At 68.6% G+C, this 16,825-nt stretch carries 15 protein-coding genes; 8 read left to right on the top strand and 7 right to left on the bottom strand.

Features of this window, described 5'->3' with window-relative positions:
* Positions 1-5 precede the first annotated feature (5 nt).
* From ACQPYK_RS01175 to ACQPYK_RS01200, 6 genes are read left to right on the top strand one after another with little or no spacing between them, the layout of a single operon-like run.
* Complete coding sequence (locus ACQPYK_RS01175) at positions 6-1,352, top strand: YcaO-like family protein (RefSeq protein ID WP_433248793.1); 1,347 nt, start codon at positions 6-8, stop codon at positions 1,350-1,352.
* 16 nt (positions 1,353-1,368) lie between these two features.
* A complete protein-coding gene (locus ACQPYK_RS01180) occupies positions 1,369-2,055 on the top strand; it encodes a TfuA-like protein (protein WP_433248795.1) in 687 nt (228 codons plus the stop codon).
* Entirely contained in the window at positions 2,052-2,912 is an 861-nt protein-coding gene (locus ACQPYK_RS01185; RefSeq protein ID WP_433248798.1) for a phytanoyl-CoA dioxygenase family protein, read from the top strand. The genes ACQPYK_RS01180 and ACQPYK_RS01185 overlap by 4 nt, the downstream gene beginning before the upstream one ends.
* A 50-nt stretch (positions 2,913-2,962) precedes the next feature.
* Positions 2,963-3,688, top strand: a complete 726-nt coding sequence (locus ACQPYK_RS01190) for a C1 family peptidase (protein ID WP_433248801.1) — start codon at positions 2,963-2,965, stop codon at positions 3,686-3,688.
* A gap of 46 nt (positions 3,689-3,734) precedes the next feature.
* Complete coding sequence (locus ACQPYK_RS01195; RefSeq protein ID WP_433248804.1) at positions 3,735-4,571, top strand: hypothetical protein; 837 nt, start codon at positions 3,735-3,737, stop codon at positions 4,569-4,571.
* Positions 4,572-4,587: 16 nt separating this feature from the next.
* Entirely contained in the window at positions 4,588-4,890 is a 303-nt protein-coding gene (locus ACQPYK_RS01200) for a MoaD/ThiS family protein (protein ID WP_433248807.1), read from the top strand.
* Positions 4,891-5,047: 157 nt separating this feature from the next.
* Here ACQPYK_RS01200 and ACQPYK_RS01205 read toward each other — a convergent pair whose 3' ends face one another.
* Positions 5,048-5,611 (bottom strand): TetR/AcrR family transcriptional regulator, encoded by a 564-nt coding sequence (locus ACQPYK_RS01205; protein ID WP_433248810.1) that lies wholly within the window; start codon positions 5,609-5,611, stop codon positions 5,048-5,050.
* Positions 5,612-6,561: 950 nt separating this feature from the next.
* Between ACQPYK_RS01205 and fusA the strand changes: the two genes are divergently transcribed.
* Together fusA and ACQPYK_RS01215 are read left to right on the top strand one after the other, a co-directional pair.
* On the top strand, positions 6,562-8,673 hold the full coding sequence (fusA, locus tag ACQPYK_RS01210; protein WP_433248813.1) for an elongation factor G: 2,112 nt from the start codon (positions 6,562-6,564) through the stop codon (positions 8,671-8,673).
* 243 nt (positions 8,674-8,916) lie between these two features.
* Entirely contained in the window at positions 8,917-9,666 is a 750-nt protein-coding gene (locus ACQPYK_RS01215; protein ID WP_433248816.1) for a lytic polysaccharide monooxygenase, read from the top strand.
* Positions 9,667-9,872: 206 nt separating this feature from the next.
* Here the strand turns inward: ACQPYK_RS01215 and ACQPYK_RS01220 are convergent, their stop codons facing one another.
* The 6 genes from ACQPYK_RS01220 to ACQPYK_RS01245 all read right to left on the bottom strand — a co-directional run bounded on the left by ACQPYK_RS01220 (position 9,873) and on the right by ACQPYK_RS01245 (position 16,801).
* Positions 9,873-11,414, bottom strand: a complete 1,542-nt coding sequence (locus ACQPYK_RS01220) for a sensor histidine kinase (protein WP_433248819.1) — start codon at positions 11,412-11,414, stop codon at positions 9,873-9,875.
* Between the two features lie 4 nt (positions 11,415-11,418).
* Positions 11,419-12,123, bottom strand: a complete 705-nt coding sequence (locus ACQPYK_RS01225; protein ID WP_433248822.1) for a response regulator — start codon at positions 12,121-12,123, stop codon at positions 11,419-11,421.
* A 68-nt stretch (positions 12,124-12,191) separates the two neighbouring features.
* Entirely contained in the window at positions 12,192-13,709 is a 1,518-nt protein-coding gene (locus ACQPYK_RS01230; protein WP_433248825.1) for a serine hydrolase domain-containing protein, read from the bottom strand.
* Positions 13,710-13,929: 220 nt separating this feature from the next.
* Complete coding sequence (locus ACQPYK_RS01235; protein ID WP_433248828.1) at positions 13,930-14,706, bottom strand: ABC transporter permease; 777 nt, start codon at positions 14,704-14,706, stop codon at positions 13,930-13,932.
* On the bottom strand, positions 14,703-15,641 hold the full coding sequence (locus ACQPYK_RS01240) for an ATP-binding cassette domain-containing protein (RefSeq protein WP_433248831.1): 939 nt from the start codon (positions 15,639-15,641) through the stop codon (positions 14,703-14,705). Before ACQPYK_RS01240 ends, ACQPYK_RS01235 begins: the two co-directional genes overlap by 4 nt.
* 164 nt (positions 15,642-15,805) lie before the next feature.
* Positions 15,806-16,801 carry a hypothetical protein gene (locus tag ACQPYK_RS01245; protein ID WP_433248834.1) on the bottom strand — a complete coding sequence of 332 codons (996 nt, stop codon included), beginning with the start codon at positions 16,799-16,801 and terminating at the stop codon, positions 15,806-15,808.
* Between the last annotated feature and the right edge of the window lie 24 nt (positions 16,802-16,825).

Here is a 16,825-nt window from a genome sequence, read left to right on the forward strand (position 1 = left end):
GAACCATGCACCTTCGGCGACATGTTCCGAAAATCAACGGGACGGGCGCTCACCGCGAGGTGAGTTCGGAAGCCACGTGGGAGCGCGTGCGACCGCACCTTCGGCGAGCCGGCATCACGCGAGTGGCGGACATCACGTGGCTGGACCGCATAGGGATACCGGTCTACAACGCCATCTCTCCGCGCTCGCATGACGTGATATCGGTCTACAACGGGAAGGGCGCCCGGCCGATCGACGCCATGACGTCGGCGGTCATGGAGGGGATCGAGCGGTTCTCCGCCTGGCTGCCGGTCCGTCCCGCGGTCATCGCCTCCTACGAGGAGCTCCTCTCCCAGGGGCGGACGGTGCTCAACCCGCGGGACTACAACCTGGAACTCTCCCGCCACTACCGGGATGACGCGCCCATCTCCTGGGTGGAAGGCTTCGACCTCCTCAACGAGGAACCGATCCTTGTGGCACAGGACTGCGCCGTCTACAACATCAAGATGCATGAGCCGCCCACCTACGAGATCTCCACCACCAACGGCCTGGCATCGGGGAACAGCCTGGAGGAGGCCCTCTGCCACGCGCTTTGCGAAGTGATCGAACGGGACTCGATCACCATCGCCGAGCTGCTGAGCAGCCAGCTGTCCCAGGTGCTGGAGAAGGGCCTGCACGTCGCACGTCAGCCGGTGGCGGTCGCGGAGCGGCTCAAGGAGCTGCATCCCCATATCGATCTGGAGAGCCTGCCGCAGCGCGCGCAGGCCCTCGTCCAGCAGGTCCGTACGGCCGGCATCGAGATGCGGGTGATCAACATCACCACCGACATCGGCGTCCCCAGTTTCATGGCGGCGACCGCCGAAGACCTGGGACCGACCGTTTCGAAGGGGCACGGTGGGTTCGGGACGCATCCCGACGCGGAGGTCGCGCTGCTGAGGGCCATCTCAGAATGCGCGCAGGGAAGGGCCGTGGACATCCAGGCGATGCGGGAGGACATCAGCCTCCCGGGTGAGGACGTCCCGAAGAACCAGTACCACGTGCGGAGATCTTCGACCCTGGACAAGGGAGGGTGGGCCTGGCGGCCGGTCGGCAGGCTCACCCGGATGTCCGACGTCCCCTCCCGGCAGAGCGACGACATCGTCGCGGACATCCGGTTCATGTTGGACCGGCTTCGTTCCCGCGGGATCCATCGCGCGGTGGTGGTGGACCTCTCACCGCCGGGCATTCCGGTGAACGTGGTTCGCGTGGTCGTACCGCACCTGGAGTCCTGGGGGGTCGACTACAGCAAGCTCGGGCCTCGAGGCGCGCAGGCGTGGACGCGGGCGCTGACGGACCTGGCGGCGAGAAAACGTGAGTCCGAGATTCCGGCCTGATGTGAGGAGCCATCCTGTGACAGCCGTGGTGTTCGCCGGCCCCAGCCTCGACCGGGAGTCGGTGCCGCATCGGCAGGACATCGAGATCCTGCCGCCGATCCAGCGAGGTGACATCGACGCGCTCATCGCCCGCGACGAGCCTCCCACCGTGATCGGCATCGTCGACGGCCGCTTCATGCAGAGCCTCTCGATCTCCCCGAAGGAGGTGTTGAAAGCCGTCGATCGAGGAATCAAGGTGTTCGGCTCGTCGAGCATGGGCGCGCTCCGGGCCGTGGAGTGCGCGCCGTACGGCATGGAGGGCGTCGGAAAGATCTTCGGCGAATACCTGTCGGGGCGTATTGACGCCGACGACGAAGTAGCCATGGTTTATTCGGACGAGGACTTCCAGCCGATCTCCGAGCCTTTGGTCAACATGAGGTTCGCCATCGCCGCGGGGCTGTCCGCCGGGGCGTTCGAAGAGCGCACGGGGGAGTTTTTCCTGCGGACGGCCAAGCGCCTCTATTTCCCCGAGCGGACGGTCGCCCGGGTGCTCCGGCTGCTCACCGGGGAGATCGCCGACGCGGAACACCGCCGCGTCGAGGAGTTCTTCGCCGCCTCCGCGCCCGACACCAAACGCGACGACGCGACCGAGCTGATGTCCAGGGTCGTGGCCTGCCTGCCCCCGGCCGGGCCGGCGACCCCGCAGGAGGGGCCCGCGGCATGACAGGTTCGCATCGTGAGGAACTCTCACGGCTCCACGCGGAAGGGTTCTGTTTCCCGGTGGACCTCCTCGGCCGGGAGGAGGCCGCGGAGATCCTCGCAGACGTGCGCCGATACGAGGAGATCGCCACCAGGGTCGGTGGGGTCCTCGGCCATCACTGGACGTACCCGAAAAGCCATCTGGTCGCCGGGTGGGCCGATCGCCTGGTGCACGACGGCCGCGTTCTGACCGTCGCGGAGAACATACTGGGGCCCGACCTGCTCGTCTGGGCGACGAACCTGTTCTTCAGGAAGGCGGGGAGCCCGGGAGAACTCGCCTGGCACCAGGATGCTCCGTACTTCGGCTGGGAGGGTTTCCAGGGCAAGGCCGTGCGCATGTGGATAGCGCTGACCGACACCGACCGGGACAACGGCACGATGCGCTACGCCCCGGGAACGCACGACGGCGGCATCATGCCGCACCGTTACCGGGGGTCCGGTGTCTCCGCCCTCCTGCGCGGCGAGGAGGTCGAATTCGACGTGGACGACGAGACCGCCGTCGACGTCACGCTGACCGCAGGTCAATGCTCGCTGCATTTCCCCACGACGATTCACAGCTCCGGCCCCAGCGTGAGCCTGACGGATCGGGTATGTTTCGCCATCGATTTCATCCATCCGGGGGTGCGGCCCCTGGCCGGTCCGGACAGCGCCCTCCTGGTGCGAGGCGCGGACGGTTTCGGCCACTACGACCTCGAACCCCGGCTCGGCGAGGAGTTCGGTTCGGCGGCGATCAAGGCTTTTTCCCGAGCGACGAAAATCCGGCACGACCGGCTGATGAATGTCATGCGCGCCGGTCACATGACCGGCACCGCCACGGGGTAGGCGGGTGACACGCCGTGGCCTTTCCCCGGACACCCTGGGCGGCCGAGCCCGTGAACGGACTCGAAACGCCGGCCTCCTGGAATCTCACCTCCTGGTTCCCCCCGGTGGTGGACCAGGGGAACATTCCTCTGTGCACGGCCGCCGTCGCCGCCGGCATCGCCGGCTACTATGCGCGCCGGAGCGGGGAAGACGATTTCGTCGCCTCCGTTCTCTTCAACTACCGCACATCCCGCCTGATGACCGGGGAAAGGGACAGGGCCGGATCCAATCTGTTCCGGAGCTTCGAAGCCTGGGACACGTACGGTATGGTCGGAGAGGAAGAATGGCCGTTTACGGCAGGCCGGGAGAACGCGGATCCACCGCATTCATGTTTCGTCCGGGCGGCGGCCCGTAAGGGAATAACCTATGGCCGGGTAATGAGAGGGACAGGTGATCCCGTCGATCACCTTCGCGTACTGAGGCAGTACATTCTCAGCGGAATTCCGGTGGCCGTCGACATGCCACTCCATCCCGTTCAGCTTTCCTCGTTCCGGAGTCACGTCCTCCCCCTCCCGCCGGTCGGCGCGGTGACATTCGGACGGCATGTGGTAATCATCGCCGGATACGACGATGATCGGACATGCGGTGGGGGAGAGGCGACCGGCGCGTTTCTGGTGCGCAACAGCTGGGGATTCGGGTGGGCCGCGCGGGGCTACGGGTGGCTGCCGTACTCCTATATCGAAAACCGCCTGATCAGGGAGGCCTGGATCGTGTTCGAGAAGAAATGGAAGGAGTAGGCCCTTGAGCCCCGGAGGCAAGCCCTTCGCGAGAAGGATCGCCTCAGTGGGGCGATGGCTGATTCCCGCCGTCATCGTGCTCGAATTGGCGCTTCTGGCGACCGGCGTCATCGATCTCGGTACCGGTGTTCAGATCGTGCTGGTCATCGAGTCGCTGCTCTTCGTGCTCGTACTCGTGCAGGCGAGAGCGGCATGGTCCACCTACCGTGACGCGCGCGCGGACGGTGACGACGAGGTCGGCGCGGCCACAACCGCCCTGGACGCGGTCCTCCCCGCGCCGGCCGCCGCCGTCTTCAAGCAGGACCTGCTCCTGTGGCGTGCGCTCTACCTGGCGGTTCGCCGTAAGAAGGACGCCGGTGCGGACGAGGCCGCCATCGCCTATGGCAAGGACGTCCGGCTGACCATGTGGCTGGTCCTCATCGCCGACGGTGTGCTGCTCGTGGTCGTCCATGCCGCACTGCCCTGGCCCACGGCCCGGACGGTCATGCTGGTCCTGGGCGTCCTCGGGGTGCTCTGGCTGGCCGGTTTCGTGGCCACGCTCTACGTCTACCCCCACTGCGTCAGCCCTCGAAGGCTCCGTCTGCGCTTCGCCTCGTTCTATGACATCTCCATACCGACCTCCCTCATCAGATCCGCGCGAATCGAGAAGAAGAGCAGGGGGATGCGCAGGTCGGCAGAGGTGGTCGGCGACGACCTCGTGATGGAGGTCTCCAGCTCCACGAACGTGGTCGTCGAGCTCGGCGCGACGCACAGCGTGAAGCTGCGCAAGGCCGAGCACCCGATCACGAGGATTCACTGGTACGCGGACGAACCTGCTGAAGCGGTCGAACTCGTCCGCAGCTTCATCGGGAAACCGAATGACTCGGCGTCCATGGGCGTCTGACAGAGGAGGACCACACATGGCGCGCATCGTCCTCGCCACCGCCCTGCGACCGGCGGCGGCTCACGCGAAAGAGATCCGGGTCTCCGCGGGCACGCTGGAGGAGGTCCTCTCGGAAGTCGGATCGATCCATCCCCAGCTCTACGAGCGAATCATGGACTCGGCCGGTGTCAGAAGGTTCGTGAACATCTACCTCAATGACGAGGACGTCAGGTCGACCGGTGGCCTGGCGACAGAGGTGGGGGAAGACGACGTTCTGATGGTCATCCCCGCCGTCGCCGGAGGATCGACCGAGGACGGGGACCTCCACCGCGAGTCCTGAGAGTTTCGCCGCGGTCTCCGGTCCGCCGGCGTGATCGACCCGTTTCGTCGGTGGACCACTCGCGGTCATGATGAGCGCGACCCGTCCGGCCCGACCGGTCCGAGCAGCGGGCCCGGTGCGGAGATCTCGTTGCCCCCGGCGGCGATTCGGCGTGATGCTAGTGGATGCCGGACGGGCAGGGCATGACGGTTCGGGAAAGTCCGTTCGTCATATGCCTCGTATACCAGCATGCGAGCTGTCCGGCGGTCAACGGGCAGTCACCCTGAACCCACCACTTCAGTGTGGCCAGGGAAGTCTCGACGGTGATTCGGGTCCTGAGGTCGATGACGGCGTCGTTGATTCCGGGCAGGGCCAACGAGGAGGAGGGGCTGCTGTACATCCGGTGAATCAATTCGGTCCAGTGCGCATTGAGCCACTGCTCGAACCAGGTGCTTCTCCTGTGTACCAGAAGCGCATGGTAAAGGCTCCTGTACGCGGCGAAGTGCTCCAGCACCTCGACGAGGGCCGCCACGAATCGACAGGGAGCGACCGGATGGCCTGTGGCTGCGAGAAGCGAACTCAGGCCATTCCGGGTGCCGTCCGCGTGGAGGGTCTCGATCATGTGGAACTTGTCGCGGTAGTGCCGGTAGAAGGTGGAGCGGTGGACGTCGGCCAGCTTCGTGATGTCCGACACGGTGATCACGTCGAATCCCGTGGACGAGCTGAGTTGTTCGAGCGCCACGTGAAGAGCTCTCAAGGAGCGGTTGGTCCGGCGGTCGCGGGAGTGTCGAATCTCGACATTTGATCGATTTTGGTCCAATGTCACCTTTTGGCCTTCCGTTTATCGAGGACGTTGCTCGGAAAGAGTGGCGGCATGGGGAGCGGATCCGGCCGTCTTGCCGCCCGGATGCGAACTGTCGCCGGTATGGCTCGTATCGCCCTCGGATACCGCGATATTCCGACGGCCTCAATCGGTATCCAAGGGCGCGACTTCCCGCCTCGAAGCGCTTTCCGCCACGTCCCCATTCAAGGGGATTGAGGCGTGCATTTATAAGGGTTTCGAACAGTGCCGAACAGTTCCGAACGGCGAGCTCGTCATGTCGTCGGCGATGTCGTCGGCGTCGGACGGACCGCCACGTTTCCGCCGGAGAGGATGGCCACCACGGGCCCGGCCGGCAGAGTGCCGGTTCCATCTGTCAGGGTCGCCGTAGTCGATCACCTGAGGGCCGTCGGGGCCGAGTAGCACACCCGCGGCCACCTAACCCGGATCGACCCGGAACGGTTCAGGCCCGTGGTTGACGGTGCGTCGTCGCCGGCGAGAAAACCGGTTTCCCGCCCATGCTGGATTCAGTACATTCGTCATGAAACGCGCCGCCATGACACTGTGGCGCGCACCTTACGAGTGAGGGGAGACGGCTGTGCGCTATCGCACCGCTGTGGTCATTCCCCGGTCACGGTATGAGGTGATTCTGGTGTCTTCGTTGGTACCCGGTGTCGGCTGCGCGGCCGGCATCGGACGTCCGTGACGAACGCCTGACGTTATCTGTCCGGTTTTGAAGTAACCGGCTGGATATGTCGCGATGCGGTTATTCCGCCTCAGGTCTTCCGCCTCAGGTCTTCTGCGGCCTGACCTCAGGCCGTCTCGCCCGGCGATTGCGCTGTCCTGTTTGGATTGTTCTAAGGGCTATGGGCATGCGTACCAACCTGCACCGTCATCTCCCCGATCCGTTGACCGGCGTCCGTAATCTGGGCATCCTCGCCCATGTCGATGCCGGTAAGACCACCATCACCGAACGGATTCTGTATGTCACCGGCGCCACCCACAAGCGCGGCGAAGTGCATGACGGGACGACCGTCACCGACTTCGATTCCCAGGAACGTGATCGCGGGATCACCATCTTCGCGGCGGCGGTGAGCTGCGTCTGGGACGGCCACCGGATCAACCTGATCGACACCCCGGGTCACGTCGACTTCTCCGACGAGGTGGAACGCTCGCTGCGGGTGCTCGATGGCGCGATCGCCGTGTTCGACGCTGTCGCGGGGGTCGAACCGCAGAGCGAGTCGGTGTGGCGGCAGGCCGACCAGTACGGGGTGCCGCGGATCGCCTTCGTCAACAAGCTGGACCGCGCGGGCGCCGATCTCGACACGGCGGTCGATTCGATCCGCGAGCGGTTGCAGGTGACCCCGCTGGTGGCCCAGTTGCCGATCGGGCGGGAGGACGGGTTCACCGGGGTGGTGGATCTGCTGCGTATGCGGTCGCTGGTCTGGGCTGACGGCCACGAGACCTTCGAAGAAGGCCCCGTGCCGGACGCTCTGCGGGAAGAGGCGCACCGGCGCCGTCGGCTACTCGAGGAGGCGGTGGCCGAACTGCACCCGGTCGCACTGGAGGAGTTCTGCACGGAGTCAGTGATTTCCGCACGGACACTTGCCGCCGCACTGCGCGATCTGACCCGTACGGGTGAGGGCGTGGTGGTGTTGTGCGGGTCGGCCTACCGCGACCGCGGCATCGAGTCGCTGCTGGACGCGGTCGTGGCCTACCTGCCCTCGCCCCTGGACGTGCCGGCGGTGCGCGGTACCCGGGACGGCGCGGTGCAGGAGCGGGTCGCCGACCCGGCGGCGCCGTTCGCCTCGCTGGTCTTCAAGGTGAATTCGACCGCCACCGGGCGGCTGACCTACCTGCGTGTGTACTCGGGGACGATCCAGAAGGGAGATGCGGTGTTGGACGCCGGCGCGCGGCGCACCGAGCGGATCGGCCGGATCCTGCGGGTGCAGGCCGACCGGCACACGGAGGTGGACCGGGCGGTGGCGGGGGACATCGTCGCGGTGGTCGGGCTGAAGGCGGCCCGCGCCGGGACGACCCTGTGCGCACCCGCGGCGCCGTTGGTCCTCGAACCGCCGGCTATGGCCGATCCGGTGGTTTCCGTGGCGGTCGAGGCCCGCAGAAGCACCGATACCGATCGGCTGGCGTCGGCGTTGGCGCGGCTGGTCGAGGAGGATCCCTCACTGGTGGTTCGAACCGACCCCGAGACCGGCCAGACGGTGCTGTCGGGAATGGGCGAACTGCATCTGGAGGTCGCGCTGGAGAGGGTTCGTCGCGCTCGCGGGCTTGACGTCGGCGTCGGCCGACCGCAGGTGGCCTACCGGGAGACGGTCGTCCGCGGGGTGTCCGGGCTGTTGTACCGACATGTCAAGCAGGACGGAGGCGCCGGCCAGTTCGCCCACGTCGTCCTTGATGTGGAAGCGCTGGAGATCGCCCCGGACGCCGCCCGTGACGACGGCGGCGGCAGCGCGGCGGGCTTCGTGTTCCGCTCGACCGTCGTCGGTGGACGGGTGCCGAGGGAGTACGTCCGGGCGGTGGACGCCGGTTGCCGGGACGCCCTGGCCGAGGGTCCCCTCGCCGGTCACCCGGTGACCGGCCTGCGAGTCACGCTGACCGATGGAGCCACCCATCCCAGGGACTCCTCGGAGATGGCGTTCCGGACGGCCGGTCGGCTCGCGCTGCGGGAGGCGTTGCGCGCCAGCGTGATGGCATTGCTGGAACCGATGGTCGAGGTCACGGTCACCGTACCCGACGACGCCGTCGGTGGGGTGCTGGGCGACCTGGCGGCACGACGGGGCCGGGTTTCGGGCTCGACCGCACGGGCGGGCACGATGGTGATCACCGCGACCGTGCCGCTGGCCGAGTCGTTCGGCTACGCGACCCGGCTGCGTGGCCGAACCCAGGGCCGGGGAACCTTCACCACCCGGGCCGCCGGCTACGCCCCGGTGCCGAGTGCCGTGTCCGACGGGATACCGCCTCGGTAGAACCTGACGACGGCTCCGCGCGTGTGGGCGGGGCCGTCGTCTCGTTTCCCCTGTCTCCCGCCTGGCTCGATCGGAGCCGGACGGATCTCCCGCCTGGCTCGATCGGAGCCGGACGGATCTCCCGCCTGGCTCGATCGGAGTCGGACGGATCTCCCGCCTGGCTCGATCGGAGTCGGACGGATATTTACTGTTAGTAAAGTTTCCTTTATATTTGGGCTCACCCCCCAGCAAAGGAAGCACGACATGCGCAAATTGATCACAGTCTTAGCGGCGACGATCATCGCGGTCGCGTCCGTGGTGTTCGTCGCCTCGCCCGCCCTGGCGCACGGTTACATCACTTCCCCTCCCAGCAGGCAGGCCCTCTGCGCACAGGGGAGGGTCGCCAACTGCGGGCAGATCATCTGGGAGCCGGCCAGCGTCGAGGGCCCCAAGGGGCAGCGGAACTGCAGCGGTGGCGACGCCCGCTGGGCCCCGCTCGACGATGACGGCAAGGCCTGGCCGGTCACCAACGTCGGGGACTCGGTCACCTTCAACTGGCGGATCGAGGCTCGTCACGCCACCAGCACGTGGGAGTACTTCGTCGGCGGCACCCGCATCGCGGTGTTCGACGACCGCGGTAAGGTGCCGGGTTCCACGGTCTCGCACGTGGTCGACCTGGGAGGCCGGACCGGCCGCCTCAAGGTGCTCGCCATCTGGAACATCGCCGACACCGCGATGGCCTTCTACAACTGCGTCGACGTCAAGGTCGGCGGTGGCTCCGACCCGTCGCCGAGCCCCACGCCCACCCCGACCCCCACCGTTTCGCCCACCCCGACGCCCACGCCCACCGTTTCGCCCACCCAGGGACCTGCCGGCCCCTGGACCGCCGGCACCGCCTACGCGGCCGGCGCTCAGGCGGTCTACAACGGTGTCACCTACCAATGCCTCCAGCAGCACACCGCACTGCCCGGCTGGGAGCCGCCCAACGTCCCGGCCCTCTGGCGGCGCCAGTGAGCCGGTGACGTCCGGCGGCGGCGAGAACCGGCGACGCTGAGAAGGCGACGCTGAGAGGGCGACGCTGAGAGGGCGACGCTGAGAGGGCGACGCTGAGAGGGCGACGCTGAGAGGGCGACGCTGAGAGGGCGACGCTGAGAGGGCGACGCTGAGAACCGGTGCTTCTTCCCGAAGGAGCGCCGGTTCCCGTTCGGGCGGCGATCGGGCTACCCCGAACCTCCCACGATCGCCTTGGAGACGAGCCGCCCGTGGACGAAGCACAACCGGTAGGCGTCGTCCGAGGCCGTTCTCGTGTTGTAGTAGACGCATTCCTCGCCCCTGGGCGCGGGCGGGGCGCCGTCCGGCAGGCCGTCCCTGGTGAACGCGGGTAGCCGAGAGCGCACGTCGTCGCGCGTGTCGCCTACCGTCAGCCGCTCGTACCGGTCCCGATCCAGGACCGAGAAGGAGGATCTGGCGAAGCTGATGGGGATCATGAGCAGGAGGATCCCGGCCAGTACCGCCAGAGGGACCATGACGGCCTGTATCAGCCGACGGCGCACCTGTCGCCGGGCACGAGCCAGTTCCACGGCGGAGGCGGTGGGCCGGACGGCACCGGGCGGACGTGGGATCACGCCGCCGGCGACCGGCAGCTCGGCGACGACCTCGAAGCCGCCCTCGGGGGTCGAACCGGTGCGCAGCGTGCCGCCCGCGAGACGTACGCGCTCGTCGAGTCCCACCAGCCCGGAGCCGCCCGAGGCCACGCCCGGCAGCGGGGCCGCCGTGGTCGGGTCGTTGACCACACGGAGACCGAGGATCGCCTCATCCCGTACGAGCCGGACATGCACGGCCGCGCCGGGTGCGTGTTTGGCGGCGTTGGTCAGGGCTTCCTGGAGCACGCGGCGGACGGCGAGGCCGACCATGGGCGGTAGGTCCTCCGTGTCGCCCAGACGTTCCAGCGTGATCGTGATTCCGGAGTCTCGCACGCGTTCGACCAGAGTCTCGACGTTCTCCGTGGACGGGACCCTGGGCGGCCGCTCGTCGTCCGCGCGCAGCACGCCGATGATCTCCCGGAGTCGTTCGGTCGCGGCCCCGGCGGCCTCTCGCAGCTCGCCGACGGCCGCCTGCTGCCGGGCGTCCAGCCCGGGGTCGAGCTCCAGGGCGCTGGCTCGTACCGCGATCAACGTCAGGTCGTGGCCGAGCGAATCGTGCATGTCTCCCGCGATGCGCGCCCGTTCCCGGATACGGGCGCGATCGGCGGAGGCCCGCTGCTCGCGCTCCAACCGGTCGGCGAGCCGCCAGCCCGTGGCGACCAGCTCGGCGTACTGGCGGCGGTAGCGACCCAGCAACCACGGCAGGCCCACGGCGAACAGCAGCGTCAGCAGCTGCGTGGGCCAGCCCCAAAGATCACGCAGGACGAGCACGCACAGCGGCAGCCCGGCGGCGGCGACGGCCGCGAAGAACCACAGCGCCGGACGGACGGTCGTCATCCGGTGCCCGGCCAGATAGCCGAAGAGCACCAGCGCCGTCCAGTACAGAGGGGTCAACATCTGCGGGTCCAGAGTCAGACTCAGCGCCACCGGTACGGCCAGCGCCACCAGCGGCCATCTCCGGCTCAGCGCCACCGCGACCCCCAGCAGCGGGACGCCCACGGCCGCCGTCACCACATCCTGCCCATGCGGGGAGAAGGCCGCTGTGATCGGTGGCGCGCACACCACCAGCCACAGCCCGAGGTCGAAAAGCCGGGAGAGCCGGCCGGACACGCTGCGCATGACTTCAGGATCGCCGATGCCCGCGTACCGGCGACTCTGACGAAAGTAGGGATTCCTCCTCGGATACGAGGCCCGCCTCGTATGCGAGGATCGCGGCCTGCACCCGGTTCTTGAGGCCGAGGCGGGTGAGGATCTGGCTGACGTACCCCTTGACCGTGCCTTCGACGACATGCAGGTGCCGGGCGATCTCGGCGTTGGACAGGCCGGACCCGACCAGGGCGAGGACCTCGCGCTCGCGGTCGGTCAGCTCTTCCGCGCGGGCGCGGGCGGCGGCCTGCTTGCTGAACTGCCGGGCACCGAGGTGGGTGATGACCCGCCGTGCGATGGCGGGGGAGAGATACGCGCCGCCTCCGGCGACGGCCTGGACGCCGGCGATCAGTTCGCGTGGGTTGCCGGACTTGAGGAGGAAGCCGGCCGCGCCGGAGCCGAGCGCGCTCGCGACGTACTCGTCCTCGGAGAAGGTCGTGAGCATCACGACGGCGGTCTCGGGGAGGACCCGGCGCAGTTCGGCCGCCGCCTGGAGCCCGTCGAGCCGCGGCATCCGGATGTCGAGCAGACAGACGTCCGGGCGGTGTCTCAGCGCGAGGTCGATGGCCTGGTGCCCGTCGGCCGCCTCCGCGACGACCTCGATGTCATCGGCCGCGCCGAGGATGGCGCGTACGCCGGCCCGCATCATCGCCTCGTCGTCCGCCAGCAGCACTCGGATCATCGGCCCCGCCTTCGCCGTTCGCGGAGGCGGCACCCGGAAGCCGGATACCGCCCGGTCAAGCAGGCACGCTACCCCAAGGGGGATGGCGCGGCCGAGGTCGGCGCCGGCCCGCCCGCGGGGGCGGGGACGCCCGAGCGGCGGGTCAGGACGATGTGGACGAGCCGGGAGACGACGACGGCGGCGGCGGCCAGTGCGCCGGTGCCGGTCCAGACGTACAGCGCGAGCCAGACGTAGGTGATCTGGTCCAGCGTGCCCACCCGGTGCGTCAGGAGGCCGAACAGGCCGGCGAGACCGGCGAAGAGCGCGATCGGCAGAGCGTAGGGGGCCAGCCGTACGATCAGGCGCCACACGGCGCGGCCCGCGCGGCGGCGGGCCCAGCCGCGGGCACGGAAGACCCCGACGAGGCCGAGCCCGAGGTTGAGCAGGGTCAGACCGGCCAGCCAGGGGTCCGCGGTCGCGGTGAAGGGTACGGCTTCGGCGTCGGGGCGGCCCTCGATGAGGTCGATCAGCCCGTCGGTGATGATGGCCGCGTCGTCACCGGAGACCATCCCGGTGTTGGTGACGACGGCGATGCCGTACCCGCTCGCGGGCAGGAGGGTCTGCACGGAGTTGTGGGTGAGCAGCCAGCCGGTGTGCAGGAGCCGGGGCGCTCCTGCGGCGGTCTTCCCGCTCACCCATCCCATGCCGTAGTCGCTGCCGCCCACGCCGGAGGCGGTCTGGGCGGTCTTGATCGTCTCCTTGGGGAAGACGTGGCCGGCGCCGCTCTGCGTGATCAGCCACTTGGCCATGTCGTCGGCGGTGCTGACGACGCCGTAGGAGCCGTTGACGAACCACTTCGGATGGGCGCGCTCGACGACCTGGCCGTAGGCGCGGATGTACCCCTCACCCGCGCCGGGCAGGTCCATGGTGGTGTTCACCGTCCTGGTGGACGTCATGCCGAGCGGACCGAACACGGTGGCGGCCATGAAGTCGGCGAACGGCACCCCGGCCACCACCTCGGCCAGCCGTGCCGCCAGGGCGTAGTTGGGGTTGTGGTACATCATCTTGACGCCCGGCTCGGTGCTGAGCGGGGCGGTCCGCAGCATCGCGACGGCGTCCTTGAGGGTGTCCGGAGCGGGAAGCGTCAGCTCGGGGAAGGTCTGGTCGCTCATCCCCGAGGTCTGCTGGAGCAACTCCCGCACGGTGATCTTCCCGGCGCGGGGATCGGCCATGGTGAACTCGGGCAGGTACTTCCGGACGGGAGCATCCAGGCTGATCTTGCCTTGGTCGGCGAGGCGCAGCACCGCCAGAGCCGTGAACGACTTGGAGACCGAGGCGAGCGGCATCGGCGTTTCCTTCGTGATCTCCTCGCCGCCGGCCGTGTGGCCGTAACCCGCGGTGCGCACCACCCGGTCGCCCTTGGTGATCGCGACCAGGGCGCCGGGTAGCCGGGTCCGCTCGATGTAGGCGCGCATGTAGTGGTCGATCGCGGTCGCGCTCGGCTCACCGGCCTTCGGCGCTTCGGTCAAGGCGTCTGCCGCCGTCGTCCCCGTGGCGAGCAACACGCCGGCCAGGCCGGCGATCGCCGCGACCTTCCGTATCTTCATCGACTTTCCTCCGAGATCTCCATCTACAGGAGACGAACGGTAGAAGTCGGTGGAGGCGCCGCACAGCGCACGATCGGACGGACCTCACCTGACTTTCGTCAGGTCCCGGATCGGGCTGCATCGGCGTACGGTTGCGCAACAGGTAGCGGTAGAGGCGTTCCTGTTCGGCGGTCAGCCCCAGACCGGCCAGGCTCATCACCCCGTGTCGTAGCTGGGACGCTCAGCGGGCGGGGTCGCGGTTGTAGAGCCTCCTGGCCCACAGGTAACCGACCAGGGTGATGCCGATGCTCCAGCAGATGGAGACGGTCGCGTGGTTGCCCATCGGGGTGCCGAGCAGCAGGGAGCGCATGGTTTCGATGAGCGGGGTGAACGGCTGGTGCTCGGCGAACCAGCGCAGCGGGCCGGGCATGGAGGCGGTGGGGACGAAACCGCTGCCGAACAGCGGCAGGAGCATCAGCGGCATGGGGACGTTGCTGGCGATCTCGACGGTGGGCGAGACCAGGCCGAGCGCGGCCGACAGCCAGGTGAGGCCGAGGACGAACAGGGTCAGGACGCCGAGCGCCGCGAGCCACTGGAGGGGGCCGGTGGTCGAGCGGAATCCGAGCAGTACGGCGACGCCGGTGACGACCGCGACGCCGAGCAGGGTCTGGATCATGCTGCCGAGCACGTGACCGGTCGGGACGGAGGCGCGGGAGATGGCCATCGTGCGGAAGCGGGCGACGATGCCCTCGGTCATGTCGGTGGCGACGGTCACCGCGGTGGCGGTGGCACCCGAGGCGATCGTCATCAGGATGATGCCGGGAGTGATGTAGGCGAGGTAGTCGGCGCGGCCGCCGGCCTGGCCGAGCCCGGCGCCGAGGGCGCCGCCGAAGACGTAGACGAACAGCAGCAGGAAGACGATCGGCATGCCGATGATCATGAGGGTGAGGGTGGGGTAGCGGAGCATGTGCCGCAGGTTGCGGCGCAGCATCGTGGCCGAGTCGCTGAGCGCGTTCATCGGGCGGGTTCTCTTTCCTGGGTGAGTGCGAGGAAGACGTCGTCGAGGTCGGGGGTGTGGACGGTCAGCTCGTCGACGGTGATCGACGCGCTGTCGAGCCAGTCGAGCAGGGCACGCAGCGATCTGACGCCGCCGTCGCTGGGCACGTGCAGGGTGAGCGTCTCCTCGTCGTGGGAGGTCGGGCGCAGCGCCTGGGCCGCGGTCGCGAAGCCGCGCGGGTCGGCCAGGCGCAGGCGGACGTGCCCGCCGGGGATCAGGCGCTTGAGTTCCTCCGCGGTGCCCTGGGCGACGAAGTTGCCGTGGTTGAGCACGGCGATCCGGTCGGCGAGTTGGTCGGCTTCCTCCAGGTACTGGGTGGTGAGGAAGATCGTGACGCCGTCGTCGGCGACCAGGCCGCGGATGATCTGCCACATGGTGCGGCGGCTGCGCGGGTCCAGGCCGGTGGTGGGCTCGTCGAGGAAGATGACGCGGGGGTCGCCGACGAGGGTCATGGCCAGGTCGAGGCGGCGTCGCATGCCTCCGGAGTAGGTCGCGGTGGGTTTGCGTGCGGCTTCGGTCAGGTCGAACTGCTCGAGCAGTTCCCGCGCTCGCCTGCGGCCGCCGGATCGGCCCAGATGGTGCAGGTCGGCCATCAGGCGGAGGTTCTCCTCGCCGGTGAGCAGGCCGTCCACCGCGGAGTACTGGCCGGTGACGCCGATCGCGGCGCGCACTGCCTGGGCGTCTTCGGTCAGGTGGTGGCCGGCGATCCAGACGTCGCCGGCGTCGGCGGAGATGAGCGTGGACAGGATCTTCACCATGGTGGTCTTGCCCGCCCCGTTGGGGCCGAGCAGGGAGAAGATGGTGCCTGCCGTGATGTCCAGGTCGACGCCGTCGAGGATGAGGTGCTCGCCGTACGCCTTGCGCAGGCCGGTGGCGGAGATCGCGAGGTCAGTCATGATCGGGGTCCTTGGGGGTCGGGTACGGACTCGGGGCGGCGCCTTCCCGGGCCGCCCCGAGCCCTACGGCGTGGTGGCGGTTATCGGGACGTGGTCGGGCAGAACTCGGCGGTGAGCGGGCCTGAGACCATGTCGATTCCCTTCAGGGGTTGTTCGAAGGGAGTTCAGCGGGTGGCCGGCTGGCGGGGCTCGGCCTCGACGGCGGCCCGCGCGGTGGCGCGCTTGGCCGCGAGGATCGTCCAGGTGGCGGTGAGCGCGGTGATCAGCGCCACCGCGGCGGAGGCGGCGAGGGTGGCCGTGTCCGGGTGGATCAGGGACTGGCCGCGCCAGGCCTGCCAGGTCACGACCGCGACCAGCCCGGTGTAGCCGAGGGCGGCGCTGCCGACCAGGCGGGCGCGGACCTTTTCGGCGCGCAGCCAGGCGTGCTTGGCGGCCAGGGCGGCCAGCACCGCGGTGAGCAGGAGCAGCACCTGGATGCCGTGCAGGGCGAAGAAGTGCGCTACCCGGAAGTCGCCGCCGGTCACGCTCCAGCCGGTGAGGGGCATGCCGTGGCCGTCGGGGTCGCCAATGCCGTGGCCCTGGTACATCGGCACCTGGTGGCCGTTGGCGTCGGTCACCGTGCGGGGGTGGATCTCGGCGACCAGCCAGTAGACCGGCACCAGCATGCCGAAGACGGCCAATCCCAGCCCGGCGCGGATCGCTCGGTTCAACGAGGCCCCGCCGGTGCGCTGGATCAGCACGACGATCGCCAGGATCAGTTGCGTGATGAGAATGATCATCACGCCGAAGGTGAGGATGGGGACCAGGGCCAGGGTGATCGGGTCGGTCTGCTCGGCGTTGAAGTGGCTGAAGGTGCCGCGCGCCGCCTGCACGGTGATGGCGCCGACCTCGACGGTCGCGGCCAGTGCGAAGACGGTGCCGATCCACCGGCCCAGCCGCTTTCCCTTGCGTAGTTTGGTCAGCAGCCACGCCAGTGTGCCCGCGTAGAGGGCGAAGGCGAAGCCGAACTTGAGCGGCTTGACCCACACCGACTCACCCAGCAGCGTCCGGCCGTCCACCACGAGCCCGACACCGGCGGCCAGCACGAGGCCCAGCATGAGGAGCGCGCAGACCATCAGTGGCCGGTGCCAGGTGCGCAAGGGGGTGAGGAAGGAAGTCATGAGGGGGCTCCGATCACGGCGACA

This window comes from Streptosporangium sp. CA-135522 (assembly GCF_050949235.1).
Taxonomy (GTDB): domain Bacteria; phylum Actinomycetota; class Actinomycetes; order Streptosporangiales; family Streptosporangiaceae; genus Streptosporangium.

Excerpts from the sequence above, each read along its gene's own strand:
- ACQPYK_RS01175 (WP_433248793.1), top strand. The coding sequence starts at position 6 with ATGCACCTTCGGCGACATGTTCCGAAAATCAACGGGACGGGCGCTCAC.
- ACQPYK_RS01185 (WP_433248798.1), top strand. The coding sequence starts at position 2,052 with ATGACAGGTTCGCATCGTGAGGAACTCTCACGGCTCCACGCGGAAGGG.
- ACQPYK_RS01200 (WP_433248807.1), top strand. The coding sequence starts at position 4,588 with ATGGCGCGCATCGTCCTCGCCACCGCCCTGCGACCGGCGGCGGCTCAC.
- fusA (WP_433248813.1), top strand. The coding sequence starts at position 6,562 with ATGCGTACCAACCTGCACCGTCATCTCCCCGATCCGTTGACCGGCGTC.
- ACQPYK_RS01215 (WP_433248816.1), top strand. The coding sequence starts at position 8,917 with ATGCGCAAATTGATCACAGTCTTAGCGGCGACGATCATCGCGGTCGCG.
- ACQPYK_RS01220 (WP_433248819.1), bottom strand. The coding sequence starts at position 11,414 with ATGCGCAGCGTGTCCGGCCGGCTCTCCCGGCTTTTCGACCTCGGGCTG.
- ACQPYK_RS01225 (WP_433248822.1), bottom strand. The coding sequence starts at position 12,123 with ATGATCCGAGTGCTGCTGGCGGACGACGAGGCGATGATGCGGGCCGGC.
- ACQPYK_RS01230 (WP_433248825.1), bottom strand. The coding sequence starts at position 13,709 with ATGAAGATACGGAAGGTCGCGGCGATCGCCGGCCTGGCCGGCGTGTTG.
- ACQPYK_RS01235 (WP_433248828.1), bottom strand. The coding sequence starts at position 14,706 with ATGAACGCGCTCAGCGACTCGGCCACGATGCTGCGCCGCAACCTGCGG.
- ACQPYK_RS01240 (WP_433248831.1), bottom strand. The coding sequence starts at position 15,641 with ATGACTGACCTCGCGATCTCCGCCACCGGCCTGCGCAAGGCGTACGGC.
- ACQPYK_RS01245 (WP_433248834.1), bottom strand. The coding sequence starts at position 16,801 with ATGACTTCCTTCCTCACCCCCTTGCGCACCTGGCACCGGCCACTGATG.